The organism is Synechococcus sp. OH2, assembly GCF_047462155.1.
In the GTDB taxonomy this organism is placed as follows: domain Bacteria; phylum Cyanobacteriota; class Cyanobacteriia; order Thermostichales; family Thermostichaceae; genus Thermostichus.
Genome location: NZ_JANSIR010000019.1, coordinates 13469 through 39262, shown reverse-complemented (window position 1 = coordinate 39262; position 25794 = coordinate 13469). Strand labels below are relative to the sequence as shown.

General features: G+C 59.6%; 24 protein-coding genes and 1 tRNA gene. 15 read left to right on the top strand and 10 right to left on the bottom strand.

All coding sequences use genetic code 11. The features are described from left to right. Window positions 1–404: 404 nt before the first annotated feature. A complete protein-coding gene (gene ftsH / locus NW835_RS01585; protein ID WP_414364337.1) occupies window positions 405–2303 on the bottom strand; it encodes an ATP-dependent zinc metalloprotease FtsH in 1899 nt (632 codons plus the stop codon). A 503-nt stretch (window positions 2304–2806) separates the two neighbouring features. On the opposite strand from ftsH, the gene NW835_RS01580 reads away from it, so the two are divergent. From NW835_RS01580 to NW835_RS01560, 5 genes are all read left to right on the top strand, one after another. Next, window positions 2807–4030, top strand: coding sequence for an aminotransferase class V-fold PLP-dependent enzyme (locus NW835_RS01580; RefSeq protein ID WP_414414340.1), 1224 nt, complete (start codon window positions 2807–2809; stop codon window positions 4028–4030). A gap of 153 nt (window positions 4031–4183) precedes the next feature. Then, window positions 4184–6823: a TIGR03960 family B12-binding radical SAM protein gene (locus tag NW835_RS01575; RefSeq protein WP_414414339.1), complete on the top strand. Its 2640-nt coding sequence runs from the start codon at window positions 4184–4186 to the stop codon at window positions 6821–6823. 1019 nt (window positions 6824–7842) lie between these two features. After that, window positions 7843–9993 (top strand): Rne/Rng family ribonuclease, encoded by a 2151-nt coding sequence (locus NW835_RS01570; protein ID WP_414364331.1) that lies wholly within the window; start codon window positions 7843–7845, stop codon window positions 9991–9993. Between the two features lie 82 nt (window positions 9994–10075). Then, the gene (locus NW835_RS01565; RefSeq protein WP_414371337.1) at window positions 10076–10717 is read left to right on the top strand and encodes a ribonuclease HII; all 642 of its coding nucleotides are present in this window, start codon (window positions 10076–10078) and stop codon (window positions 10715–10717) included. 17 nt (window positions 10718–10734) lie between these two features. Beyond that, window positions 10735–10808: transfer RNA gene (locus NW835_RS01560), tRNA-Arg, on the top strand. A 63-nt stretch (window positions 10809–10871) separates the two neighbouring features. Here the strand turns inward: NW835_RS01560 and NW835_RS01555 are convergent. The 5 genes from NW835_RS01555 to gvpA all read right to left on the bottom strand — a co-directional run bounded on the left by NW835_RS01555 (window position 10872) and on the right by gvpA (window position 14457). Then, window positions 10872–11297: an LptA/OstA family protein gene (locus NW835_RS01555; RefSeq protein WP_414414338.1), complete on the bottom strand. Its 426-nt coding sequence runs from the start codon at window positions 11295–11297 to the stop codon at window positions 10872–10874. A 332-nt stretch (window positions 11298–11629) separates the two neighbouring features. Then, window positions 11630–11962, bottom strand: a complete 333-nt coding sequence (locus NW835_RS01550; RefSeq protein ID WP_414414337.1) for a gas vesicle protein — start codon at window positions 11960–11962, stop codon at window positions 11630–11632. A 43-nt stretch (window positions 11963–12005) separates the two neighbouring features. After that, window positions 12006–12890, bottom strand: a complete 885-nt coding sequence (gene gvpN / locus NW835_RS01545) for a gas vesicle protein GvpN (RefSeq protein ID WP_414385979.1) — start codon at window positions 12888–12890, stop codon at window positions 12006–12008. An 88-nt stretch (window positions 12891–12978) separates the two neighbouring features. Beyond that, window positions 12979–13998 carry a gas vesicle protein GvpC gene (gvpC, locus tag NW835_RS01540; protein ID WP_414414336.1) on the bottom strand — a complete coding sequence of 340 codons (1020 nt, stop codon included), beginning with the start codon at window positions 13996–13998 and terminating at the stop codon, window positions 12979–12981. A gap of 240 nt (window positions 13999–14238) precedes the next feature. After that, window positions 14239–14457 carry a gas vesicle structural protein GvpA gene (gvpA, locus tag NW835_RS01535; RefSeq protein ID WP_011429717.1) on the bottom strand — a complete coding sequence of 73 codons (219 nt, stop codon included), beginning with the start codon at window positions 14455–14457 and terminating at the stop codon, window positions 14239–14241. 384 nt (window positions 14458–14841) lie between these two features. Here gvpA and NW835_RS01530 point away from each other — a divergent pair, with 384 nt between their 5' ends. From NW835_RS01530 to aroH, 6 genes are all read left to right on the top strand, one after another. Beyond that, a complete protein-coding gene (locus tag NW835_RS01530) occupies window positions 14842–15060 on the top strand; it encodes an Hfq-related RNA-binding protein (RefSeq protein WP_414364323.1) in 219 nt (72 codons plus the stop codon). Between the two features lie 159 nt (window positions 15061–15219). Continuing rightward, window positions 15220–15903, top strand: a complete 684-nt coding sequence (locus tag NW835_RS01525; protein ID WP_414414335.1) for a V4R domain-containing protein — start codon at window positions 15220–15222, stop codon at window positions 15901–15903. Further along, complete coding sequence (locus NW835_RS01520) at window positions 15900–16148, top strand: hypothetical protein (protein WP_414364320.1); 249 nt, start codon at window positions 15900–15902, stop codon at window positions 16146–16148. The genes NW835_RS01525 and NW835_RS01520 overlap by 4 nt, the downstream gene beginning before the upstream one ends. A gap of 45 nt (window positions 16149–16193) precedes the next feature. Further along, window positions 16194–16676: a hypothetical protein gene (locus tag NW835_RS01515; RefSeq protein WP_414364319.1), complete on the top strand. Its 483-nt coding sequence runs from the start codon at window positions 16194–16196 to the stop codon at window positions 16674–16676. A 64-nt stretch (window positions 16677–16740) separates the two neighbouring features. Then, window positions 16741–17430, top strand: coding sequence for a V4R domain-containing protein (locus tag NW835_RS01510; RefSeq protein WP_414371323.1), 690 nt, complete (start codon window positions 16741–16743; stop codon window positions 17428–17430). A gap of 91 nt (window positions 17431–17521) precedes the next feature. After that, window positions 17522–17896, top strand: a complete 375-nt coding sequence (aroH, locus tag NW835_RS01505; RefSeq protein WP_414414334.1) for a chorismate mutase — start codon at window positions 17522–17524, stop codon at window positions 17894–17896. On the opposite strand, the gene NW835_RS01500 is transcribed toward aroH, so the two are convergent. Continuing rightward, window positions 17893–18294, bottom strand: coding sequence for a hypothetical protein (locus tag NW835_RS01500; RefSeq protein WP_414364316.1), 402 nt, complete (start codon window positions 18292–18294; stop codon window positions 17893–17895). The genes aroH and NW835_RS01500 overlap by 4 nt on opposite strands. 166 nt (window positions 18295–18460) lie before the next feature. Between NW835_RS01500 and NW835_RS01495 the strand changes: the two genes are divergently transcribed. After that, window positions 18461–19243 carry a Ycf66 family protein gene (locus tag NW835_RS01495; RefSeq protein WP_414414333.1) on the top strand — a complete coding sequence of 261 codons (783 nt, stop codon included), beginning with the start codon at window positions 18461–18463 and terminating at the stop codon, window positions 19241–19243. A gap of 107 nt (window positions 19244–19350) precedes the next feature. Here NW835_RS01495 and ppc read toward each other — a convergent pair whose 3' ends face one another. The 3 genes from ppc to NW835_RS01480 all read right to left on the bottom strand — a co-directional run bounded on the left by ppc (window position 19351) and on the right by NW835_RS01480 (window position 23239). Beyond that, the gene (ppc, locus tag NW835_RS01490) at window positions 19351–22287 is read right to left on the bottom strand and encodes a phosphoenolpyruvate carboxylase (protein ID WP_414414332.1); all 2937 of its coding nucleotides are present in this window, start codon (window positions 22285–22287) and stop codon (window positions 19351–19353) included. A gap of 151 nt (window positions 22288–22438) precedes the next feature. Continuing rightward, the gene (locus tag NW835_RS01485; RefSeq protein ID WP_414371317.1) at window positions 22439–22696 is read right to left on the bottom strand and encodes a DUF3146 family protein; all 258 of its coding nucleotides are present in this window, start codon (window positions 22694–22696) and stop codon (window positions 22439–22441) included. A gap of 201 nt (window positions 22697–22897) precedes the next feature. Beyond that, the gene (locus tag NW835_RS01480; RefSeq protein ID WP_414414331.1) at window positions 22898–23239 is read right to left on the bottom strand and encodes a DUF3155 domain-containing protein; all 342 of its coding nucleotides are present in this window, start codon (window positions 23237–23239) and stop codon (window positions 22898–22900) included. Between the two features lie 682 nt (window positions 23240–23921). Between NW835_RS01480 and NW835_RS01475 the strand changes: the two genes are divergently transcribed. The 3 genes from NW835_RS01475 to NW835_RS01465 all read left to right on the top strand — a co-directional run bounded on the left by NW835_RS01475 (window position 23922) and on the right by NW835_RS01465 (window position 25689). Further along, window positions 23922–24398 carry a DUF4168 domain-containing protein gene (locus tag NW835_RS01475; protein ID WP_414371314.1) on the top strand — a complete coding sequence of 159 codons (477 nt, stop codon included), beginning with the start codon at window positions 23922–23924 and terminating at the stop codon, window positions 24396–24398. A 445-nt stretch (window positions 24399–24843) separates the two neighbouring features. Next, on the top strand, window positions 24844–24993 hold the full coding sequence (locus tag NW835_RS01470) for a hypothetical protein (RefSeq protein ID WP_414364307.1): 150 nt from the start codon (window positions 24844–24846) through the stop codon (window positions 24991–24993). Window positions 24994–25173: 180 nt separating this feature from the next. After that, on the top strand, window positions 25174–25689 hold the full coding sequence (locus NW835_RS01465) for a DUF2062 domain-containing protein (protein WP_414414330.1): 516 nt from the start codon (window positions 25174–25176) through the stop codon (window positions 25687–25689). The last annotated feature ends 105 nt before the right edge of the window (window positions 25690–25794 follow it).

Here is a 25794-nt window from a genome sequence, read left to right as displayed (position 1 = left end):
TGGTACTGTCGCACCCAGCGGTGTACTGTTCTTTTGGTCACCACGAACTGTTCGGCTACCTAGCGGATAAAGGTCTTACCTACCTGATAAGCTGCTACAACTCTTTGCCATAAATCCAAAGAATGGGTTGGCCTCTCTTTCTCTCCTTCCTCTTGAATACCTGTACCCTATTTTAAATTAACGGGCTGTAAGCAGAACCTTAGGGCTTTGTCTCAAGGGACTGTCTAGGGGCGTCTTGACAGCGCCTTTGCGAGTCCGTCTGTGGACTGTGTAAGAATCCCCCGACTTTAGTCGGGGGGAGTGTCAACAGTTGACGACAGCCGCAAAAGGAGAGGACAGTTGCCGGGCGCCAACCCCAACAACCACCCTCCTAAGCTAATCAATCCAGCAATGGGAGGGGATCCCTAGGCAGTCTTCGGGCTGGGCAACCCGATCTTCTCCGGGATGGGCACATATTCTGCCACAATGGCCCGAAACTCGTCCCCATCTAGGGTTTCCCGTTCCACCAAGGTGTCGGCCAGGCGATCCAGCAGAGCACGGTGCTCCAGCAAGATTTGCTTGGCTTTCTGGTAGCAGCTCTCCAGGATTTGCCGCACTTGTCGGTCGATCTTGGCGGCCACATCTTCGGAGTACTCGACGCGGTTCATCCAGCCACCGCCCAAAAAGACTTCGTTGTTGGGCGGATCCCACATCAGCGGCCCCAACTCGGACATCCCAAAGCGGGTCACCATCTGCCGCACCAGGTTGGTGTTTTGCTGCAGGTCGTTGCTAGCCCCCGTCGTCACTTCCGAGTAGCCGAAGACAATCTCCTCAGCTGCCCGACCACCAAAACCGACCACCACCCGATCCAAGAGCCAGGCGCGGCTGTACATGCCGGAGTCGATCTGCTCCTCGTTGGGCAGTTGCTGGGCAAAGCCGCCGGCACCCCCGGAACGGGGGATAATGGTCACCTTGTTCAAGGGATCCGCGTGGGGCAAGAGGGTCATGAGCAGGGCGTGGCCGCACTCGTGGTAGGCGATCAGGCGCTTGCTCTTCCCGTCCAACAACGGCGGCTTGGTCAGGCCAATGGTGATGCGATCGATGGCGTCGTCGATGTCCTGGTTGGTGATGGCCTTGTGCTGACGGCGAGCCGCCAGGATGGCCGCCTCGTTGAGCAGGTTGGCCAGATCGGCGCCGGCAAAGCCAGGAGTGCGGCGGGCAATGGCTTCCAGGCTGACCTCCTCCGCCAGCTTCTTGTTGCGGGCATGGACGCGCAAGATCTCGTAACGCCCCTTGAAGCTGGGCCGATCCACCGTAATCTGGCGATCGAAGCGCCCTGGCCGTAGGAGCGCCGCATCCAGCACATCCGGGCGGTTGGTTGCAGCAATAACAATTACGCCCGAGTTGCCTTCAAACCCATCCATTTCCGTCAGCAACTGGTTTAGGGTTTGCTCGCGCTCATCGTTGCCGCCGCCGATGCCAGCCCCCCGCTGCCGACCCACGGCGTCGATCTCGTCGATGAAGACGATGCAGGGAGCATTCTCCTTGGCCTTCTTGAAGAGATCCCGCACTCGTGAGGCTCCTACGCCAACGAACATCTCCACGAACTCGGAGCCGGAGAGGCTGAAAAAGGGCACTCCCGCCTCACCGGCAATGGCTTTGGCCAGGAGGGTCTTACCCGTCCCAGGCGGCCCCACCAACAGCACGCCTTTGGGGATCTTGGCCCCTACGGCAGTGAAGCGCTCCGGCTTCTTCAGGAAGGTAACCACCTCTTGCAGCTCTTCTTTGGCCTCCTCGATCCCGGCTACATCGTCGAACTTGACGCCGGTTTTGGCTTCCATCTGGAAACGGGCCCGCGACTTGCCGAAGTTCATCGCTTGTCCAGGGCCGCCTGCTGCTCCGCCCGCGCGGCGCAGGAACAAGAACAACCCCCCCAGCAGCAGCACCGGGATGACCAGGTTGCCCAAGATCGCCCAGAAGGCGCTGCCATCGCGGGTAGGCACTACGGCCACCTCGATCCCCTGCTCGGTGAGGCGGTCCACCAGTTGCGGCACAGTGTTGGGCAGCAGGTTAACCCGGTAGCGGGTAGAACGCTGCGTTTGGGGGTCGACAGCCGTAACTTCGGCTACCAGGTTGTTATCGAGGAGGCGCACATCGGTAACTCGCCCCTCCTCGACGTAGCGCAAGAAGCGGTCGTAGGTGAGGGCAGAGGCCAGAGCGGCGTAGGCAGGTGGTGGCTGCAGCACCAGGCCGGATCCCTGCCAGAGACAAAAGCCCAGCACGAAGGCAATTAGCCAGCGCTGGGGGGATAGAGGCTTGTTCATAGAGAAGAGGAACACCCGGTTATTAAAAGTCCTTCAACAAACTTAACCTGTCGCTCCCCCAAGATACAAGCCTGCCGCAGCCTTGATAAAATGCTCGCAGCCGCAGTGAACGACTCCCGACACTCATCTTCGTTGAGCAAACACAACATGGCTGACGCCACGCTGCGCGCACCGATAGCGTACGGCCTTCCCGCTTCCCAGACTTGTTGGTACAGAGGTCTCAGCGTGCTGCCACCGTGTGACCCACGGCGGGAAACTCTCCAGAGATTTAATTTGTTCGCCTCACTTCTAACATGAACGGCTTTTATCCCGACACTGATTGGCTCTTGAGTCAACACAATTCACCCATACAGTGCGGGGCTTCCCGCCAATGAAGCTAAAGAACTCTCCTCCAATCCGATGGTCTGACCGCAGCCCTGTCCATCTAGCTTTGACACTTTTAAGTTTCCGGGCAAGCTGCTTGGACGCGGATCCCAGATTTTTGTAACCCAGGCGGCTCAGCCATGTCTTTTTCCTCAAGTGCCAGATCGGATCCCTGCTGCTTGGAAGCGGCTGCCAGTGCCGAGGCACCGCTTTGCGACCGCTCGTTGTGGGGGCTGGATCCCCAGGCCATTTTTTTGAATCACGGCTCTTTCGGTGCGACCCCGAAAAAGGTGTTGCAGGCCCAAAGTGCTTGGCAAGAACGCCTAGAGGCCCAGCCGGTGCAGTTTATGGGGGAAGAGCTGCCGCGGGCTTTGCGGGCGGCGGCGGCAGAGCTGGCCCAGTTTGTCGGGGCCGAACCGGAAAATCTCGTGTTTGTGGAAAATGCCACTGGCGGCATCAACACGGTGTTGCGCTCGCTGTCGTTTCGGCCAGGGGATCAGATTGCCTGTACCAACCATGGCTACGGGGCTGTCCGCCAGGCGTTGCGCTATGTCTGTGAACGCTGGGGGGCCGTGCTGGCGGAAGCGCAGATCCCCTTCCCCATTGCGGGGCCGGAGCAGGTTCTGGCAGCATTTGCAGCCATTCTCACCCCCCAGACTCGGCTGGCGGTGTTGGATCACCTCACCTCGCCCACGGCCCTGATCTACCCCTTGGCGGAGCTTGTTGGCCTCTGTCGGCAGCACGGGATCCCGGTCTTGGTGGACGGGGCTCATGCGCCGGGGGTTCTCCCGCTGGAGTTGGAAAGCCTAGGAGCCGATTGGTACACCGGCAACGCCCACAAGTGGCTGTTTGCCCCCAAAGGCTGTGCCTTTCTGTGGGTAGCCCCCCACCGCCAGGCCCAAACCCATCCCCTGGCCATCTCCCACGGCTATGGGCAAGGGTTCACAGCCGAGTTCGACTGGGTGGGCACCCGCGATCCCAGCGCTTGGCTGGCCATCTCGGCAGCCCTGGCCTTCATCCGGGAGCTGGGGGTGGAGAGGCTGCGCCGGTACAACCACACGCTGCTGCTGCAGGCGCGGCAGTTGCTCTTGGAAAAACTGGAAGGGATCCCACCCGCCCCTGAGAAGATGTTGGGCTTCATGGCGACCCTGCCCTTGCCACCCTTCTGGCAACAGTGGATCCCGGAGCTGCCCTTGGCGGAGCGGGCCCGCCGCCTGCACGACTACCTCTGGCAGATGCACCGCATCGAAGTTCCCATCATTCCCTTTGCCGGCCAGCTTTGGGTGCGCATCTCGGCCCAGGTTTACAACCATTTGGCTGAGTACGAACAGTTGGCGCTGGCCTTGCAGCGGTTGCCGAAGTGATGTGCGCCCTCACCCCCAACCCCTCTCCCAAAAGGAGAGGGGAGATGGGGTTGAGAAAGAGTTTCGCTGTTCTATCCGCCCTGGGTTTGGGCTGCCGGGAAAGTTCGGCTAGAGTCAGATCAGTAGCTGCGTTCACTTCTTGCTCGGATCCCCATGCTCTCTCCGGCTGCCACGCAAGCCCATCTAGGCCCCATCGATCTGGATCGCCTGCTCACGCCTGAGATCCAGCGGCCAGCCCGCTACTTGGGGAAAGAATTCGGCGCCGCCCACCGCCCCTGGGACTCGGCGCGGGTGCGTTGGGTGCTGAGTTACCCAGAGCTGTACGAGGTGGGGGCTTCCAACCTGGGCCACATCATTCTCTACAACATCCTCAACGCCCAGCCGGATCAGTTGTGCGACCGCACCTATCTGCCAGGCCCGGATTTGGCGGCCCGGATGCGGCAGTTGCGGATCCCGCTGTTTGCCGTAGAATCGCGCCGCCCCTTGCGCGCTTTCCACATTATCGGCTTCAGCCTGGCCTACGAGCTGGGGGGCACCAACATCTTAGAGATGCTGGATCTGGCCGGGATCCCGCTCAAATGGTGGGAACGGCAAGCCTTCACCCCGCAAGAGTGTCCCCTGATCTTTGCCGGTGGGCCGACCGCCACCTCCAACCCAGAGCCCTTTGCCGACTTTTTTGACTTCTTCGTCTTTGGGGATGGGGAAGAGGTACTGCCGGAGATCGGCCAGGTCTTGGCCGGATCCCTGCACAAGCCCCGCCGAGAAGTGCTCTTGGAATTGGCTCAGGTGCCGGGGGTGTACGTGCCCCAGTTCTACGAGGGGATCCCGCCCCGACCCATCGTGCCCGGCGTGCCGGAGCGTATTCGCCGCCGCGTAGCGCTGCCCCAACCGCAGTACTCCATTGGCCTAGTGCCGCTGGTGGCAACGGTGCACGACCGCCTGGTGATGGAAGTGCGGCGGGGCTGTACCCGCGGCTGTCGCTTTTGCCAGCCGGGCATGCTCACCCGTCCAGCCCGCGATGTGGAGCCGGAAGCAGTAGTGGAAGCGGTGGTGCAGGGCCTGCGCAAAACCGGCTACAACGAATTTTCCCTCTCCTCCCTCAGTTGCTCCGACTACCTTTCCCTGCCGGCGGTGGGGGCCGAGCTGCACAACCGTCTCCTTGGCCAGCAGGTTGCGCTCTCGCTGCCCAGCCAACGGGTGGATCGCTTCGATGGGCAAATTGCCGCCATCATGAAGGGATCCCGCCGCTCCGGTCTGACCTTTGCCCCAGAGGCGGGCACGCAACGGCTGCGGGACATCATCAACAAGGGCCTGAGCGATGCCGACCTCATCCGTGGCATCCGCACCGCCGTCCAGGAGGGCTGGGACAAAATTAAGCTTTATTTCATGATTGGCCTGCCCGGCGAGACCGACGCCGATGTCATTGGGATTGCCCGCACTGTCGAAATGCTGCAGCGAGAGTGTGCAGCCTTGGGTCACAAGAAGGTGGAGTTTACCCTCACGGTCTCCAACTTTGTCCCCAAACCCCACACGCCCTTCCAGTGGCATCGGGTAGACTACGCCGACGTGCAGCGCAAGCAGGGCCTGCTGCAAAAGGAACTGCGACGGCTGCGGAGGGTCAAGGCCCACTTCACCGATATCCGCTTCAGCATCCTGGAGGACTTTATCGGCAAAGGGGATCGCTCCCTGGGCCGCATGATCGAGCAGGCCTGGCGGGCCGGCGCCGGCCTGGACGCCTGGTGGGAAAACATCGACGCCGCCTATGCCGCCTGGGTGAAGGCCTATGGTGGCGAAGCCGTGGATCCCAGCGCCGACCCGGTTGCCCTTTGCGCCCATCTCCCCATGCGCGAGCTGGGTTTGGAGGATCCCTTGCCCTGGGATCACATCGATACCGGCATCGACAAAAAATGGCTGCAGAAAGACTACCACCGCGCCCTGGAAGCCATCACGGTGGAAGATTGTTCCTTTGAGAAGTGCTCCGCCTGCGGCATCTGCGGCCCCGGCTTTGGCCACAACATCGTTATCCCGCCCCCGCCCGTCCCGCCCCTGCAAAGCCGGCCCACCCCCACCCCGGATCCTCTCGAGCCAGAGCCGCCCGCCCAGCGCTTCCGCATCACCTACGGCAAAACCGGGGATCTGCGCTGGCTGGGCCACCTGGATCTGATGCGGCTGTGGGAACGGGCGTGTCGGCGCGCCGGCTTGCCCTTGGCCTTTAGCGGCGGCTATCACCCCATGCCCCGCCTGGCCAACGCCAACGCCCTGCCCATCGGCCAGGAAGGCTATGGGGAGATCCTCGATCTGGAACTCCTGGCCCGCCCTGGGGCTCCCTTTGCCCCGGAGGAGCTGCGCGCCCTGCTTGCCGAGCAACTGCCCCCCGAAATCTCCATCCAGGCCATTCAAGAGATTGGCCTGCGGGATCCCTCAGCCACCGAAGCCGTCTATGCCGCCGAGTATCAGCTCACTGTTAGCTGCGAGTCGCCTACTGCCAATTGGCCTGCCTGGGTTACCCAGATCCTGGATGCGCGGGAAATTTGGATTGAGAAATCTTCCAAGGCGGGCAAAGCTTCCCTCTTCAATGCCCGTCCCCTGCTTTACTACCTAGAGTTCCAGGGCTTAGCCCCTGACGGCAGTGCCTGCCTCTTCTACCGCGGCAGTTGCCGCAACGACGGCGCTTACCTGCGGCCCGCCCAACTGCTGCAAATGGCCGAGGCCTTGGGCCTGCCCCGCTGGACGCTACAGATGGCCAAGCGGCTGCGACTGCTCTGGGACAACGGCACCTCCGATCCCAACTGAGGAGCGGCCCCAGGATCAACCGGACAAAAAGGAGACCAGGGCTGCTTCCCGTCCCTGTCTGGGCTGAGGGATCCGACAGGCGCTATTTCTATTGCTGGCTTCTGCCGCTGCAGGGCTTGCCAGGATCAACCTGGCCAAAGGCAGGGCAGGCATCTTCTGAAATGGAGACACAGAAAGATAACTTGGCAGCCCCATACTTTTACTCTAAGGTGGAGCCGAAGAGACCCTGGGCAACTCTGGTTGCTCGCCAATGGTGCTTATAGAGTTAGTATACTTAGTAATGAGGCGTACTGTTTCCAGGCGAGCACCTAATCACGGTGAGAAAACCGGGCGGTGGCAAGCGCCTAGGGGATGCCAACGTCTCAGCCAACCTGAAAGGACTCTGTCCCGCTACGCGAGCAGAAAAGTGAGCAGAACCTTGGAACTTTGCCCCAAGGAACTGTCTAGAGGCGGCTTGACAACGCCTTTACGAGTTCGTCTGTGGACTACGTAAGAATCCCCCACCTTCAGGCGGAGGGAGTGTCAATTCTAACTCAGTACCCAGGTCAGGTAACGGGCGCAACAGGGCCCAGTTGATAGGTGGTACAGAGAGGTGTGCCCCTTTGGCCTGTCTCTAGCATTCTATTTTCACCTGAGAAGGTGTTTCTTTCTGCGTGCAAACTCTGTCTTTCTGTGGATCTAGGCTGGCACAATTGGGCTTCTGCCACAAACCATCATCTAATTTCTTCTGGGGTGCCTGAGGCGGAGTGGTGTCATCTTGCCTCCCGAGCCTATCCATGAATCCCCATGCAAATCCCACCCAATCCTAAGGATGCGATGAGCTTGGATTCACCTCATCGATGGTGGAGTGGAAGCCCAGCAAATCGGTCATCCTCCGTCAAAGTAGAGCTTAGGGTAATGGACAGCCCCATGATGAATCGATTTTGGCTAATTGAGCGGATCCCGACAAAAGAACAGCACCTCGCCGCAAGGAGGGTTCAATCCACAACCGCAGGCCCTGGGGGCGGGGAGGAAGGTTAATGCCCAGGCAGATTGTCATTGACGAGCAACATCGCGTCGCTGCTGTCTTCGCTGAAGACCAAGTGCAAGAGCTGATCGTTGCTAGTGGCACCCACCAGGTGGGAGATGTCTACGTCGGGATCATCGAGAACGTCCTGCCCAGCATCGACGCTGCCTTTGTCAACATCGGCTCCGGCGAACGCAACGGCTTTATTCACGTCAGCGACCTAGGCCCGCTGCGCCTTAAGCGCAACCATGCCTCCATCTCCGAGCTGGTTCTGCCCCAGCAGAAGGTGCTGGTGCAGGTGATGAAGGAGCCCACCGGCAACAAAGGGCCACGCCTCACCGGCGATCTGGCCTTTCCAGGGCGGTACTTGGTGCTGCGACCCTACGGCAAAGGGGTTCATCTGTCCCGCCGCATTGAGGATCGGGAAGAACGCAATCGCCTGAAGTCGCTGGCCATTTTGATCAAACCCCCGCAGATGGGTCTGTTGGTGCGCACCGAGGCCGAGGGGGTATCTGAAGAGGCGATGATCGAAGACCTGGAGCAATTGAAAAAGCTCTGGGAGGATATTCAACAGCAGTATCAGGCGGCACGAGGGCCAGGGCTGCTCAGCCGAGACGACGATTTTATCCAGCGGGTGCTGCGGGACGTTTACTCGGAGGATGTAAACCGCATCGTTACCGACTCTGTTGCTGGCGCAAAGCGGGTGCGCAGCTATCTGCAAGGTTGGAACAAGGGCCAGATGCCGCCCGGCGTCGTGGTCGATGCCCACCGTGATCCCACCCCCATCCTGGAGTATTTCCGGGTCAATGCAGTCATCCGGCAGGCGCTGCGACCGCGGGTGGATCTCCCCTCCGGTGGCTACATCGTCATCGAGCCCACCGAAGCCCTGACGGTGATCGATGTCAACTCCGGCTCTTTCACCCAATCGGCCACCTCTCGCGAGACAGTGCTGTGGACAAACTGTGAGGCGGCCACCGAGATTGCTCGTCAACTGAGGCTGCGCAACATTGCCGGCGTGATCGTGGTGGATTTCATCGACATGGATTCCCGCCGCGACCAGTTGCTGGTTTTGGAGCACTTCAACAAGGCCCTCGCCCACGACAAAGCCCGCCCTCAGGTGGTTCAGTTGTCGGAATTGGGGCTGGTGGAGCTCACCCGCAAACGGCAGGGGCAAAGTCTTTACGAGATCTTCGGCCACTCTTGTCCTACTTGTGAGGGGCTAGGGATCCTGGCCCGCCTGCCAGGAGCTGAGCCAGGACGGCTGTTGACGGTCGAAAGTGGCCTGCCGGTAACGTTGCCTACTGAGGGGGAGGAGGGCGAAGAGGACGGTTCCAGCCCAAGCCTGCTCCAGGAGGGCGACTCGCAGCGGACGCGTCTGCGGCTGGGGAGCGATGGGGTGTCGCGAACCGAAGGCCGTGTCTCCTTGCGCCGCTCCCGTCCCACCCCAGAACAGCGACCGGATCTGGAGGAACCACGGATTGAGGTGGGGCGCAAACGCCCCCGCGACGAGTGGGTGGATCCCCGCGTAGGCCAGCGCCCAGTTTCCCGGAGCGGGGACATTGGGGCAGAAGGGGGCAGCCTGGAGCCGCCGGGGGAAGATCTCTTGCCGCCGGCAGGGGGCGGAGCGGAGCAGAAGCGCAAAGAATCCCGGCGTCCTGACTGGGGAGAAGATGCGGAAGAGCAGGGTTCCCGCAAAGACCAGTCCGCCTCTGGGCGATCCGCTCGCGCCGGTGGGGTGGAGTTCCCAGAAAGCCGTCCAGCCCGGCAAGCCATTACTGTGGAGATGACCCCCTTGCAACAGCGGGTCTACTCAGAGTTAGGGCTGTCGCCGCTGTTGCTCCTGGATCAGCCACCGCCCTCAGGCCGCGACACAGTGGTGATGGTGGCCCTGCCGGGCACTGTAAAGATGGCCAGCCCGGAAGAGGCGGAGGCCGGTGCAACTTCTGGCAACGGCACGGCGGAGAGGTTTCCCCCTGAAGCCGCCGCTTTGCCGGAGCAGGAGCCGGTGAATACTCTTCCCCCACCAGAGCTCCCCGAGTCGGAAACTCCGCCTCTGTCATCAATGGCGGAGCCGGCGGCAACGGTGACGCCCCAGGAGGTAGTCATCGACCCGTCTCAGCAATCTCCGGCAGCCTCCAGACGACGGCGCTCCCGCAGCAGCTAGCCAGCCCGTTGAGCCCGGGAGCAAACCCCGCCGTTGGTCAGTTGGCTCAGTCTAGAGTATCGTTGACTCCAGAGCTTGGGGTATGGACAAGGCAGCGCAACCCAGCCTGAGGTGGGAGGGATCCCTGTGGCAACGAGGGATGCAGCGCGTGGCGGGGGTGGATGAGGTGGGGCGAGGGGCTCTGGCCGGGCCGGTGGTGGCAGCAGCGGTGATTTTGCCGGCCCATCTGGAGCCGGAGGCGCTGTCAGGGGTGAAGGACTGCAAACAACTGCGCCCGCCGCAGCGTGCCTACTGGGCGGAGCGGATTGCCCAAGTAGCCCTGGCCGTAGGCATTGGCAGTGCCTCTGCTGCCGAGATCGACCGGCTCAACATTCGCCAGGCCACGCTGCTGGCCATGCAACGGGCGCTGGCGCAGGTGGGGGAAGTGGAGCACATCCTGCTGGATGGGTTGCCGTTGGCAGAGCTGGGATCCCGGCAGACGGCGCTGATCAAGGGGGATCAGCTCAGCCTCTCCATCGCCGCCGCTTCTATCGTGGCCAAAGTCTGGCGGGATACCCTGATGCAGAGCTGGGATCAACAGTACCCCGGCTACGGCTGGCGCACCAACGTCGGCTATGGCACCCAGGAGCACCGATTGGCGCTGCAGCGCTTGGGGCCGAGCCCCCAGCACCGCCGTAGCTTTGCTCCCCTGCGAGACTTGCAGGCAGGCGAAATTGGAGGGTAGGATAGGGACTATGCACTGCCCACGTAGCTCAGCGGACTAGAGCACTGGGTTCCGGTCCCAGGGGTCGGAGGTTCGAATCCTTTCGTGGGCGTTTCTTCCAGAAGCCGACAGCGGAGGAGCACTTCTCTCAGCAGGATCTGGATCTAAGCCTTAGCTAGGGGCTTGCAGTTGGTTCCGGTAGCACATAAACGGACTCCACCTGGCCTCCTGCTGCTGGCACGGCCTGGATGGTGCCTTTTTCGATGTGATAGATGACCTTTTCTGCTTGCAACTGATTTTCCCCTTGGCGGATGGTAACCTGGCCCTCCAGCTCGATTCGCTGCTCCTGGCTGTAGTACACTGCTCTCTGGGCGCGGGCCGTGAGGCGCTCGGCAGGGAAGCTGAGGGTGACGTTGCCGGTGGCTACAAACACCCCCCTGTTGGCATTGGCCTCCTGGACATCGGCGCTAATGCTGATGGCACGCGGGCTTTGCCCCCAGGCCAGGCTGGGGATCGCCAGCAGCAGCGCCACCCCCACCGCCCAGGCCAGCCCCCTTAGCTGGCACCTGTTTCTCTGCTCAAGGTCGATCCCAACCGCCATGCGCGTCACCTCAATCAAACCACCCCACCTGCCAGTCTAGCCTGGGATCCCTGGCCCCGCTGGTGGGGCAGTGTGTTAGCTTAATCGGCGCGAAGCCCCGCACTGTATGGGTGAAGAGCCAATCAGTGTCGGGATGAAAGCCGTTCGTGCTACAAGTGGGGAGCACAAGTTAAATCTCTGGAGAGTTTCCCGCCGTGGGTTGCAGGGTGGCCGCACGCTGAGACCTCTGTACCAACAAGTCTGGGAAGCGGGAAGCCCGTACGCTATCGGTGCGCGCAGCGTGGCGTCAGCCATGTTGTGTTGACTTAACGAAGATGGGTGTCGGGAGTTGTTCACTCCTTACCATTGCCTCCCTTGGGCAAAGCTTGGGCCAGTTGCTTTTCCAACTCGCTGACCCGCTGCAGCAACTGGCGGTTGGTTTCCAGCAGCTCCCGCGCCTGGCTGCTGAGATAGGGATCCGATTCCCACCAGTTGATCCCAATCTCCTTGGCCTTGTCCACCGAAGAGATCAGCAGCCGAATGCGGACATTGAGCAGCTCCACATTGCCCACCGAAACGGTGATATCCCCGGCGATGACAATGCCCTTATCCAAAACCCGCTCCAAGACATCGGCCAGAGAGGAGCCATGCGTTGCCGTGGCCAGAGATTGAGAGGTAATAGGCACAGGGAATTCCCCTCCAAAGTTTGCGAAAGCATACAAACAAATATCAGCCGGGCAGTTGATCCAGCAAATAGTTGAGCACCTGGGCTCCTTCCTCGTAGCGCTTGCCGGCCCGGGGCAACAGCACGTCGGCACACAAAGCGCGAAAGTCGGCATTGTCTTTGCTCACCGCCAGCTCGTGCTCCTTGACGATGCGCCCGATCATCAGACAACTGCGCAGGCTAGGGTGGCGGGTCAAATCCAGCTTGCGGCGAAAAGCCCGCACAATGTGCACGATCTTGAGGGCATCGGGGGCAGATAGACCAATGCGGGCAGTGAGGATCTCTTTTTCGGTCTCGATGTCCGGTTCCCCCATATCGATGGTGATCATCCGATCCAGCAGCGCATCTTGGGCCTTGTGAACCCCGGTGTATTCCTCTGGGTTAGAGGTGAAGATGGCCCGGAACTGGGGATGCACCCGCAGATATTCGGAGCGGTTGCTATCTGGCGGCAACACCAGCAGCCTCTCTTCCAAAGCGCTCAGGAGGGCGTTGTTGGCCTCAGGACGGGAGCGGTTGAACTCGTCGTAGATGAGGGTAAAGCCCTCGCGGCAGGCCAAGGTGAGGCGGGCATCCACCCAGCGCTGCCGCACGTCTTCTTCCATTTTCACCACCGAGTGGATGAAATTATCCACCACCCGCCGATGGGTAAAGCCGGTGCGCCCGCCGATCAGGTCGGAAGAATCAAAGCGATCATCGCCGTAGATCAGCATGATGGGGCGGCCCAGCAGGCTGGCCAAATGCATCGCCAGGGTAGTCTTGCCCGTGCCCGAAGGCCCCCGCAGATGCACCGCAAAACCCGACTGCAGATAGCGCAAAGCGCGGCGGGTAATCCGCTCGATGTAAGGAGTGTTCACAAATTGGCGGGGACGCGCCTGCAGAACCGTGGCCATAGCAATACCCAACTCTCAATTGCCGTGACGCTCTTGCCTTGACTATAGCCGCAACGGTTTTCTTGCGCTCCTAGGGATTGCGCTGGGCTCAGACCACAACCGTCGCTGACACCATACGCCGCAAGGTGGCCAAGATTTCCGCGGGATCCACCCCCAGATCCACCGCAACCCGGGCCAGCAGATCCCGCAGCAGCTCCCGATCCCCGATCACCTGCAGCAAGGTTAGGTTAGGATTCTGCGCTTGCAAAGCCTCTACATACTTGCAGACGTAGGCCATGATGCGATCCGAACTTTCCTCCTGCGCCGAAGCAGGCGGAGCTGGGGAGGGTTCAGGGGGTGCCCCAGAAGGGGGAGGAGGGGCTGTGTTGTCTGAGACTGGAACTCCAAGCTCTGGTTGGGTAACCTCAGACGAAACCGTTGCTGTAGCTTTGACCGAGCTCTCAGGCGGCTTATCACCCTCTTCAGATTCCTCAAGATCTGGGACAATGGCCTGATCCCCTGGGATCCCATTCCCCCACATCTGCTCGTGCAACGCCCTGCGGAAAGCCGCCAAAGCCTGCCGCAAAGCCTCGGCCTCTGCCCGCTGTTCTTGAGCAATCTGAGCCAGCTCCTGCCGCGCCAGTTGCTGCAAAGCTTGTACCCGCTGCCGCAATTCGGCACAGAACGCCTGCCGCACTTGTCGGGTTTGGTTAGCCATGGCCTGCCGCGCCTGGGCACAGGTGCTCAGCAGGCTCTCCACCGTCGCAGCCAAGTCGGCCCGAAAAGTCCGCAGCTCCTGCTGTTGGGCCTGCGATTGGGCGGCTCGTTCTTGGGCCATGCGAGAGAGAAGCTCCGCCACTGCTTTGGCCCGCTGGGCCACAGCCTCCAGGCGAGAATGCTCGTCCAAGGCCCGCTGCGCCACCCGGCTCTGCTCCAGGTTGCGCAGTTGGCTGCGACTTTGTTCCCTCTGCTGCCGTATTGCCTCTTGTCGTTCCTGGCAACGTTGTCTCAGCTCGGCCATCAGAGCGCGGTGCTGCTCCAGTCGCTGCTGCCGGGATCCGCTCAACAAACTTTGATTTTGAGCCGCCCGCCGGCTACGGGCCGCGGCCCACTGTTCCTGCAAACTCATGGTGTGCAATCCCCCTACGTCCTTCTCAATGCCTGGGCGAATGCAGTTCTCCGCTTTTTCCCAACTCGCTCTCCACCAGCACGGCCTGTAGCTCAACACCACCGCCCAACTCGATCCCCAAGCCGAAGCTAAGGAAACAAGGCAGAGATCGACAGCAGATCCCTGCCTCGCCTTCTCGACGACCCAACCCTTCGACCCCCGCGGTGTTGAAGGCAAGGGGATCGAGTGATTGGGGCAGATTTAGACGGCAGGGGCAGCAGCGGTAGCCGTCAGGCCCACAGCCTCGGCGTATTTCAGATAGGTTTCCACCGAAGCCACAACGACGCGCGCCTCAATGGCCAACAGCTCGATCCCCACCAAAGAAACCCGCACCCAGGCATCGACCACGATCCCTTTGTCCAAAATGCGGTCGATCACTTCGGCCAAGCTCGAAGAAGAGTTCACTTTCTCGACTGCCATAACGATCTCTCCTGCACAGATGATGGTTGAAAAAGACAAACAATTCGGTAGCAAAACAGCAGGCAACAAGGATCCCAAGCTGGGATTTGCCTTCCCCAGGGCGACAAGCGCACTTTCTGTCGCCCCAGCCCTATTCTGCTAACTTTTTTCGGGGAGAACACCCGTAGATTCGCTTAAAAAATACGGCAGGTCAACAAGACTTACCGTCTTTTCCAAGCGCCATCCCCCCTACATAGTACCCGCCGAAAGAAAAAGTGGGTCAGGGGGTAAGAGTGTTTTTGGATCCCGGCTATGGAGATTGTCCAGCCAAGGTGCGGGCCAGCAGGGATCCCCTATACTGAGAGCAGTGCGCTTGCTGTCCTTTCGCTGGCCAAGAGGGCTGCCGTGACCGAGTTCAACACTGGGATCCCAAGTGTGCGCCGCCTGCAGAAGGTGATCCGGGAGCGGGAAATCTTGGAAGTTAAGCTCAACACAGGAGATGTCTTCGTCGGCCAGTTGCGCTGGCAGGATCCCGACTGCCTCTGTTTGGCAGACGCAGAGGGACAAGAATCGCTGCTGTGGCGCTCGGCCATCGCCTTTGTCAAAGTCAGGCCCCCCGCCTAAGCCCAAACCCCTGCAGCCTCTTCGTCACATCTGCTTCCTGGCGGTGGCGCTCTCTCTGTTGCACCCATCGACGGCTGTGGCCAAAGCCCGCGGCGAAGAGGTTATGATTCAGCTAGAAGTGTACTGTACAAGAAAAAAACTACCACCCTCCCCACTGCTATGACAACGGGTCTCATCGAGCTGAGCCTGCAGCCTGTTGCCCAACGGCACAATCACTACAGCCGCGAAGACTTTTTTCGCTTCGACCTTGCCCAGGGATCCCTGGTGGACTGGACGGGCACCCGCAATGTCTTGGTGAGCGAGGATTTTATCCTAGGCCTACAGCAGGGCTTAGAAGAAGAAGTGGGGGATGCCTCCGCCTCGTTGATGTACACCATTGGCCGCGAGTGGGGGCGCAACGATGCCATCCACTTCTCCCACTGGTTCGAGGAGGAGTATCGGCGCAAGCCGAAGCAGAGCCACCTGATGTTTCTTTTGGAAACCTGGTGGTGGCCTTTGACCTCGCAAGGCTGGGGGCGCTGGGAGGTGGAGACTGAGGGCCGGCGGCAGGGATTTATTTTCATTAATCTGTTCGACTCCGCCGTGGCCCGGACCCTGGGGGACGTGGGTAAACCTGTTTGCCACCTCTACGCCGGCCTATTTGCCGGGTTTTTCAGCGCCATGGTGGAACGACAGCTCAACTGCATCGAGATCCAGTGCTATTCCATGGGGGAAAGCTACTGCAAGTTTTTGCTGGGTAGTAAAGATCGCATCGATGCGGCTGCCTTTTGGCTCAACGAAGGGGCCACTGCCGGCGAAATTGCCCAAAAGCTGCGCTCTGGGCAAGGAGTGACCAAGTCATGACGGCAGAGGTTTTTCTGGAAGAGTCGGTGCAGAGCTTTTTTGCCCGCCTGAATTGGGATAACCGCCCTCTGCAAGACCCCTCCCTGCCCATGCCTTTTGTACGAGTGCAAGAGCACTTCGGCTCCATCCCCTGGGCGGGGGATCCCCTGGCCTTGGCGGCCCGTTCTATGGGATCCCTGGCGGCAGCGCCGCCGCAGGCTGAAGAGGAACAGATCACTTTGGCCGATTTATTCAGCCTGTTCTGAACTCCGACACCCGCTAAGCACCGACCAACACTTGGGAGAGGTGAGATGGTGAGCCCACTGGAGCAGATGCTAATTGAGGCAGAGGCCCGCTACCTCACACCGGAGCAACTGGAGCAGCTCAAGGCCTATGTACTGGGCTGGCCCAAAAGGCTGCACGTGTACCGGGCCGTACGGGAGCGGGAGAGCCAGATGGTAAGCCGCACCCTAAACACCCTTCAAAAGGAGATGCCCAACCTTTCCTCTCAGGTGGTGGATCTCTGCCAGCGGCACCTGCTCCTGTTGCTGCGTTACAGCGCCCTGGCCATGTTGCTCCAGGACGAGAACCTGTTGAAGGAGCGGCTGATCGAGTGGATGGAGGAAGAGGTGCGCCTGTACAAGCTGCAAAGCGCCTACGAGGTTGCTTATCGGATTTGTCAGCAAGAGCTAAGGGATCATCTGGCCCCTGGAGAGCTAGAGTTTATTCGCCCCTTGATTACCCAGGCGCAAGCAGCTTTGCTCTCTTTGGACGGACTCAGATCAACTGAGTAGAGGTCCCTTCTGCTGAGTTTCCCAATTACGCTGCCCTACTTGATAGCCCAGGGATCTTTGACATATGGCCGGCACCACCGCTATCCCCAATGGCTCCACCAGCTTCGACCCCTATACGCCTGTTTTGGGCAACTACTACGCGCCCAGCGCCTATCTGCAAGGCGATCTGGAGTCCGGTTTGCTGGCAAGTCGCCACGGTGACCGGCTCTTGGCCCTTCCAGAAGCATTGCTACGGGGCATCTACACTGGCTTGGAATATGAGACAGGGCAAGCCGCCCGCCTGGTATTGCGCAACTGTGGCCGTATGTGGGGCAAAGAGTTTTTCCGCCGCTTTGCCCAGGAGCTCTCCGACTACTACCAGAAGCCTTTGTCCGAGCTGGAGATGGGGCTCTTTTTACAAAATCTCAAACAAGCCTGGAAAACCCACGGCTGGGGGCTGATCGACATCGACTGGACTTACAAAAATCAGGGGGTGCTGGTGGTGTCAATCCGCAACTCTCCCTTTGCCGCTGCCACACCCCCTCACTTCAAGCGCCCGATGGGCTTTTTGGAGGCAGGGCTGTTGGCCACCTGGTTTAGCCAGTTGACTGGCCAGGATCTGGCCTGTGTGCAAACCACCAGCGAGGCTTTGGGAGCGAAGAGCAACTTGTTTATCTTGACCGCTGCCGCCCGCCTCAAGGAAGGAGAGGCCTGGGTGGACTCCGGCCTCAGCCACGACCAGATCCTGGAGAAGTTGTTACAGCGCGCCCCGTAACCCGATCCAGCAGCGGGATAGGATCCCTTCGAGACAAGTCTGTATAATTCTCTGGGAGCAAGACGAGCTCAAGCGCGTGAGGGTGTAGCCATTGGGGTGGCGGGTCAGAGCAATCCGAGGGGCCATCACCGTTCCGGCCAACACTGCCGAGGCCATTGGTGTGGCGGTGAACGAGCTACTGGACGCCCTGGAACATCGTAACGCCATCAATCCGGCGGAGTTGGTGAGCGTCATTTTCTCGGTCACCCCCGATCTAAACGCGGCCTTTCCCGCCCAATTTGCCCGCCGCCGCCCCGGCTGGGAGTTGGTGCCTCTGTTGGACGTGCAACAGATGGACGTCAACGGCGCTCTGCCCCGTTGTATCCGCGTTTTGATCCAACTGAATACCCCGCTGGCTCAAGCTGAGATGCACCACGTCTATCTGCGAGGTGCCCGCGAGCTACGGCCCGATCTCAGCCCAGTCTAGGAAGATAGCTTCTCCCGCAAGCGAGCCTCCCACTGCTGCAGTTGCTCTTGGCGGGCAGCCACCTCGGCTTCGCGACGACTCAGCTCTTGGCTTTGCCGGGTTAAAGATTGGCGCCAGCTTTCGATCTCCGCCAAGTCGGCTAGGCTGCAGGCCTGCGAGAGGCTGTGCAACATCTCCACCAACTTCATCGCCGCCTCTTCCACGCGCTGCACCTGCCGATTTTCCGCAAGCTCAACCAGCAGCAATACCCCCACGTTGTAGGAGGCTGCCTCCTTGGAGGTAACCCGTTCCGGCTGGCGCAGCGGCGTCCAAACTCCACCCTCGGCTTGCTGCGCCAAGAGCTGCAGCTCCGCCTGGCCAAAAAGACTTTTCTTGTCTACCCGCGCCAGATACAGCATGAAGCCTACTGGAATGTACAGGCCATCCTAGCACCGATCCCCTTCCTTTGAGGGATCCTGCCCTAAAACCGGGAGGGTTGTCCCCGGGAGGATCGATGTTAGGATCGGCTGTGAAATGGGCAAGGCCTGACGCCTTCCTGTTTTCATCAGTTTAGGGATCCCTGGCATGTTTCTCACCCAAAGCCCCTATTTTTTGATGGCAGCGCTGGTGGCGATTGCTAGTGGGGCCATCTTTGCCGTTCGCTTTATCAAGCGCGAGGCCTCCGCAGAGTCGGATGTGATTTTCGCAACGATGGGCCTGATCTATTCCGTCTGTCTGCTCTTGGAAGGTCAGCGCCTGATCCCGTTGCTGTTTTTTGCCCAGGTGCTGCTGGCGGTGATGGCCGGCTGGTTTGCCCTCGAAACTTTCCGATTGCGGATCCGCCTGAACGAAAAGGTACGGCAGGTAGGCAGGCTTCGTCCGGTCGTGCGGGACCGGGGCTTCACCCGCACCTATCCACCGGATGGCTATCCAAAGACGCGCAGCGTTTCCACGGGGGCTAGCGGATCCCGCATTCGCGACACTTCCTCCGCCAGTCGCTCCATTCCTGAACGTAGCGAGGAGCCAGCTCGTCGCCCGCGGCCCCAACTGACCAGCGATACCCGGGTGCGCCCGCGCCGTCGCCCGGAAGCGGAGGAGTATTACGACGAGCCAGAGACCCGCTCCCGTCGAGACGCCGAGTACGATGAGCAGGCTCCCCCTCGCCGCCCGGCTGCCGAGGACTATCCCGAGGATGCGCAGGAAGAACGGGGCACAGTCACCCGCCGCCGTCCCCCTCGTCTGCCTCAAGACCAGGAGGAGGGCTATGCCGATGAAAAACCTCGTCGTCCCTCCCGCCGCGTTGTCGAGGTAGAATCGGTGGAAGTGCAAGAGGCGGAGCCAGACGAGTACGAAGATGATTTGTTCTGACCTCACCCTCAAGCCGTTCTAGCCTAAGGGCGACTCCCAACTGCTTTCCTCCCGGAGAGATCTTAAGCCGGTTGGAGAGGGCTGTAGCTGTCCTTATCCATCGATCCTCAACCTGTGTTGCGCATACCAGCAGCGATGCCGTTGATGGTGAGCAGAGCTCCCCGCAGCAGTTCGGCGCGGTTGTACTGGGTGTTGTGAAGGTGGGACTTTTGCTTACCACGCAGGCGCTTGAGGAGCGAGACCTGAATAAACCCGAGAGGCACGATTGAACGGTTGCGCAGTTGCACCGAGCGCTTCAGGTAGGGGTCGTTCTCCAACAGCTCCTTGTGCCCTGTAATTTTCAAAACCATCTCGCGGGTGCGGTACATTTCTTGGGCAATGCACTCGAAGAGCTCCATCGCCCGCGCCAGGCGCTCGGGGGAGCTCATCTCTCGCACGTAATGGCGGGCAATTTGCAAATCTGCCTTGGCCAGGGTCATCTCCACTTTGGAGATCACCATGCGGAAGAAGGGCCACTCGCGGTAGAGATGCTGCAGGTGGTTGAGGTTGTGCTCGCCTTTAGCCGCGTATTCCTCCAGAGCGGTGCCCACTCCATACCAGGCGGGCAAGAGAAAACGGCTTTGCGTCCAACTGAATACCCAGGGAATGGCCCGCAGGGATCCGATATCTTTCGAGTTGCCGCTGCGGCGGGCAGGGCGGGAGCTGATCTGCAGTTGGCCAATTTCTTCAATGGGGGTGACCTCGTGGAAAAACTCCACAAAGCCCTCCTGCTCATAGACCAGGTTGCGGTACACCTGGCGAGAGCGCTCTGCCAGCGATTCCATCAGGCGCGACCACTCGTGCAGGTCATTGGGGTAGGTGCGCAGCAGGCTTGCCTGAATGACGGCGCTGGTAACAGTTTCCAGGTTAAAAATGGCCAGATCCTGGAGAGAATACTTGGAGGCCAACACCTCTCCCTGCTCAGTAATCTTGATGCGGCCCCCCACGCTGCGTCCCGGCTGGGCCAAAATTGCCTCGTAGGCTGGCCCTCCCCCGCGCCCCACCGAGCCACCCCGGCCATGGAAGATCTGCAACTTCACACCATAGGACTCGGCCACTGCCTGCAGCCGCTGCTGGGCTTTGTAGATCTCCCAGTTGCTGCTTAGAAAGCCAGCATCCTTGTTGCTATCCGAGTAGCCCAGCATCACCTCCTGTAGGTTTTCCTGCTGGGCCAAGTACTGGCGATAGAAAGGAATCTCCAACAACTGCCGCAGCACCTCTGGTGCCTGCTTGAGGTCTTCAACGGTCTCAAACAGCGGCACCACCGCCAGGGATCCCCGCCCGCTGATGGGATCATAAAGGCCCACCTCCTTGGCCAGCAGCAGCACCTCTAGCAGATCGCTCAGCTGGCGGCTCATGCTGATTACATAGGTTTGGCACATGGCCGGTCCAAACTCCTGCTGCAGCCGGCGCAGGGTGCGAAAGGTGGCAATCAGCTCTGCCGCCTTATCGGAAAAGGGAGCTTCTAGAGGGATGAGGGGCCGGCGGGTTTGCAGCTCCCGCAGGAGAAAAGCCGTTTTTTCCTCCTCCGTCATCTCGCTGTAGGACCGCGGCAAGATCCGCAGGTACTCGAAGATCTCGGTGAGAGCGGCCTCGTGGTAGCTGCTGTCTTGGCGGATATCCAGGTGGGCCAGATGGAAGCCAAAGACCTGCACCTGGTGAATGAGGTGATCCAACTGGCGGCAGGAGAGGCCACTGTTTTTCAAGCTGCTCTGAATAAGCTGCAAGTCGGCCAGAAATTCTTCCGCATTGGCGTAGGCGTTGTCCAGAGGGGGCGGGACAGGCAGGCAAGCAGAGTCGGCCAAATGGCGGTTGCGCTCCCGCGTCAGCTCCAGCCGCCGCTGGATGTAGCTAAGCTTGAGCCGGTAGGGCTCCTGGCGATATTGCAGCGAAAAGGACTCGTAAACCTCCGGCATGAGGCGACGATCCTGCTCAAGGGCATCCAGCAACTGGCTGTCCACATCCCCCCAGTGCAAAGAGACGCTCAAGGTTTTGGTGAGCGCCTTTACCGACTCGATGTACTTGCCCAAAATTAGGTTGCGCTGGTAGCGGGCCGTTTGCCAGGTAACGTCGGCAGTGACGGAAGGGTTGCCGTCCCGATCCCCGCCTACCCACGAGCCGAAGTTGCAAAATCCTGCTGGCGGTGGCTCGACGCTGGGAAAGGACTTTTTCAGGCTGCGGCTGAGGTATTCGTGCAGCAGGGGGATAGCCTGAAACAGTACCTCTTCAAAATAGTGCAAGGTGTAATCGACTTCGTTGAGTACTGTTGGCTTGGCCTGATGCAATTCGTCGGTGCGCCACCAGAGCAGAACTTCCTCCGCCAGTTGTTCTCTCAACATCTGGGCCTGCAGAGGGTGGGATTGCTCTGCCCAGTCCAGTTGGCTGAGCAGGCGGGAGAAGGCCCGTTGCTTTTCGCGGATAGTGTGGCGGACAATCTCGGTGGGGTGGGCGGTGAACACCAGGCGGATGTGCAGCCGCTCCAGCAGCCGGCGCAGCAGTCCCGGCGGCACCCCCTGAACTCGCAGGTAAGGGAACAGACGTTCAAATTTTTCATTTTCCCGCACGGTGCGCTGCTGGCTGTCCACCATGCGCATATCTGAGTCTTCTGCCCGTTCGTAATGCTGTTCAACGATGTTGATCAACTGAAAGAACAAGGCGAAGGCGCGGGCCGTTTGAATGGCTGCATCGAGGCTGAGATGCTCGACAATTTGTAGTACTTCCGGGATGGGGTACTCCAAGGCCTGCCCTTCAGGGGAACACATGGAGCGTAGCCGCCGCAGCAGATCCACCAAAGGCTGCCCGCACTCCTGCAGGATTACGGATTCCCAAAGTTCTTCCACCAGTTGCAGGCGGCGATTCAACAGGTTGTTCCTGCGGTCAAGCACTTCATCTGTGGGGAGGGCACAGGCCAAGGGATCCCGTTCCGCCAGTAGAGGGGCCTCCTTCCGGCCATTGGCAGAACCCACTGCCCGCTCTGCACTCGTCAGGTGGGAGGAAGAGGTCATGAAGGCAGCTCCTAGAACAACCATCCCAATATTAGAGCCTGTTCGCTGGAAGCGCAGATGTAGCTAGCATCACCCTTGGAGGAGAGCTTTCTTGGCACCCTGGCCACCTCTCCCCCTGCTCCTCCATGCCTAGGGATCCCTGGATGGCCGGTTAGAGACGGCTGCGAATCACAAACGAGTAGTTGCTGCCGGGTTCCAACAGATAGTCAGATTTTTCCAAAAAGCGGCTCAAGGGCTCGCAAATCAAGGCCCGTCCTACGGAGGGTTCCACCTTCAGCTCCCCAGCTCGAAAGCGCCAGCAAAAGCGCCAAACCCAACCGTTGGCGTTGACTTCCCCTTCAATAGCGCCCTCCTGCCAGGAGCGGCGGGTAATTTGTACATGGGCGGTGGTCTGCGGCAGTCGGCTCATCCAGAACCTCCCGACGGGATCCCTTGTAGGGTAGCGCGCAAACCCCTCTCCGAGAAGTCGAAGATAGGCCGTGAAGGGCTAGATAGATGCTAGACGGAAAGGGATCCCGTTGGTTGGATGGTTCTCTTGCCGAGGATAACAACAAACGCCCCTGGGGGGCTGTTTCTTCAGCTCCTGAGGCCGGGAACGATTATATAGAAACTATTGAGCGGCAGTTGCCAAAGCCTTGGGAGATTTTTTCTCCGGCTTCTCAGCCCCCACCTCCGCTAGCAAAGCCCGTAAGCTGGGAAAGAGAAAGTGATTTTCTTCGACATATTGCGCACCAAACAGTCCCTTCTCCGCCCAGAAAAATCGGTCTACCGTGTGCTCGTTTCGCCGAACCAGAATCAGCGCAGGCGGCTGAATAGAGTTTTCCTGTATATACCTCCGAGCGGCGGTTACAGACTTTTCTTCGCCGCTATCTAATTTAAATTGAGGAATATGATCTAAAATTTTGCGCCCCTCCAAACGACGGCGGCTCTTACGCTTTCTTCTCCTGACCAATGTCAGCCTCCTGTAGAAGGATTACAAGACAACCGCAAAGAATATATCAGTACTACTTAAGAAAATCAATAACTTCTACCGACCTTTGTTATCATCCTTTACAGAGATAACAAAAGACAACAGACGTCCTCCTCCACGAACAGAAAAGAGAGGCAACTCACCTCTGTCGCCCCTCCAAGAACTCTGCCGAGAAACCGCCTACTCAGTTGAAAAATAAACATCCTCGCTCAGCAAGGGAGCGAGCCAAGAGCAGGTTAGGACAGGAGAGGCAATAGGCTATCGATGAGCTCTGAGGCCTGCGAAGAAAGTCAACTGCCAGCGCAGGAGACTCCCTTCGGATCTTGCTTCCAAGCTAGCATCGCCCAAAGGGATGCTCAACGGGACATATACTTAAACTCATATGCAGACAACCCCCCTTAGTGTGGATTAGGGTTGGTTAATGGCAACTGCGCAAACCTAGAGCAGCTCCACCAAAGGGAATACTCGCGTGGCGAGCAGCCTTTGGAGAGAGTACTACGACTGTACAACCAATTTTCTGTTTCTACAATATGTCCAGGATAGGTTTCCCATACTGCGTTAAACCCTTAGACGGCAGACAGACCTCTTGCTACTCTGGCTTCAGGCATGACCTGAGCCATGGGGGTTTTGGTCGGTCTCAGTCTAGGTCTAGGGAGTTTTGGGCATGAGGAAATTCGCGTTGCTGGTGAGTCTGGGATTGACTCTAGGATCCCCGCCGCTTTGGGCACAGAAGGCAACCTCGCTCCCCAGTCCTGCTGCAACTCCTTCTCCGGCTACAGGGGGGGATCCCAGCGCGCAAGCTTCCCCAACTCTAACTCCAGAGCAAGTTACCGATGCTCAGGTGGAGCAGTTGGTGCAGATTCTGTTGGAATTGGATCCTTTGATCCGGGAAGCCAGCGCTCAGTTGCGAGAGACCCAGAACGAAGAAGAGTACGAGCAGATTATGCAGCGCACGGAAACCCAAGCCAGCCGCATTGTCGAGAAGCAGGGGCTGACGGTGGCCGAATATCGCGAGCTGATGACCCTGGCCAACGAAGATCCTGTTCTGAACCAGCGAGTGCGGGCCCGCTTGCAAAAAGTGATCGAAGAAAGGGAGTCCTCTGCTTCTCCCCAGCCAGCCACCCCGACGCCTAGGCCCTAGGTTGAGCCGACTGCTGTTGGCTGGAGACAGAAAGAACCTAGGGCAACCGCGAGGTAGAACAAGTGTGGCCGGCCTCGCTGTTGAGGCAGATTTTCCCTTGCAACAAGTTCACCCGTTGTTGTACAGGGGTCAAGCTCAATCCTGTCCCTCCCTGCCGCCACAGATCCGAGCTGGGCACGCGCTAACCACTATTTGACGCTGACCTTGCAGGTACAGCGCAAGCCTTCCCGTCTTGCAAGGTAAAAAATAAAACGAGCTGCGAGGCAAATTATCAGCCTATTGGTGCAAGTTCCTTTCGGCATACAGCTCGCCAACGTAACCCCGTTAGCGGGTGGGGGGCCAAAGTTGAGGTACTGAGCAACTTTTTGGCAATCTTCCGGCTCCCGTCTCCCCAGGATGAGATCCTAGAACTGGAGTCTTCTAGGATCTTCTCTGGGACTTGAGGATGACAACTCCGCCTGAAAAGCCCGCCCCCAAAGTTCAAGCGGGATCTCTGCGAGCTGTGCTGAGCGTTGCACTGTTTCTGTTCTTACTGGCGCTGGTTTCCTACTTGAGTCTCAACTTCGTGCTGGCCTTGGTGGACAAGCTCAGCTAGCCACCCCCTGAGGCGATCCCTCGGCGCCGATCTGCCGGTAACCCTTTGTCTTCGGCAGCAGGAAAGATACAATGGATTTACACGGCTTAACACCTTTTCTCAGTTTCTACTCTCGCCATCATGAGCCCCCTCTCGTGGCTGAGACCATTTTCTTGGTTCACAGGTTCGCCGGGATCCGCTGTGCCCTATCTTGAGTCTCAACCTGCGCTGACGTTGCCCCGCCGGGATCTGGGCTGGAGGCGGTGGCTGCGCTACCTATATTTGCGCCTGTTGCGAATGCAATCCTCTCCCAAGGAGATTGCCCGCGGCCTGGCGGCGGGAGTTTTTGCGGGTTGTTTTCCCATCTTCGGCTTTCAAACCCTGGTGGCTCTGCTGTTGGCCGTTCCTTTGCGGGGCAACAAGCTGGTGGCGGCGGCAGGAACCTGGGTGAGCAACCCCCTCACCTATGTGCCGATCTATGCGTTTAACTACCGGGTGGGAGAATGGCTACTGGGATCCCGAACAGCCTTTGCCACTTCGGAACTGTTGGTAGCCCAGAACTGGATGCAGTGGGGCCTGGAGGTCTCGGGTACGCTCTTTGTCGGCTGTGCATTTGTCGGGTTTTGGGGCGCCCTCGTTAGCTACTTTCTGGGGCTGTGGCTGGTGCAGCGGATCCGCCGGCGGCGGAGAATGGGCCGGGTCTGCAATACCCTGTGAAGGGATGTAGGGCGGCTCAGAAGGCCCAACCCAAAGCTGGACTAGGCCGGGATCCCTGGCGGCTCAGACTTCAGAGATGGATCGAACTTCGGAGAACAGAAGGGT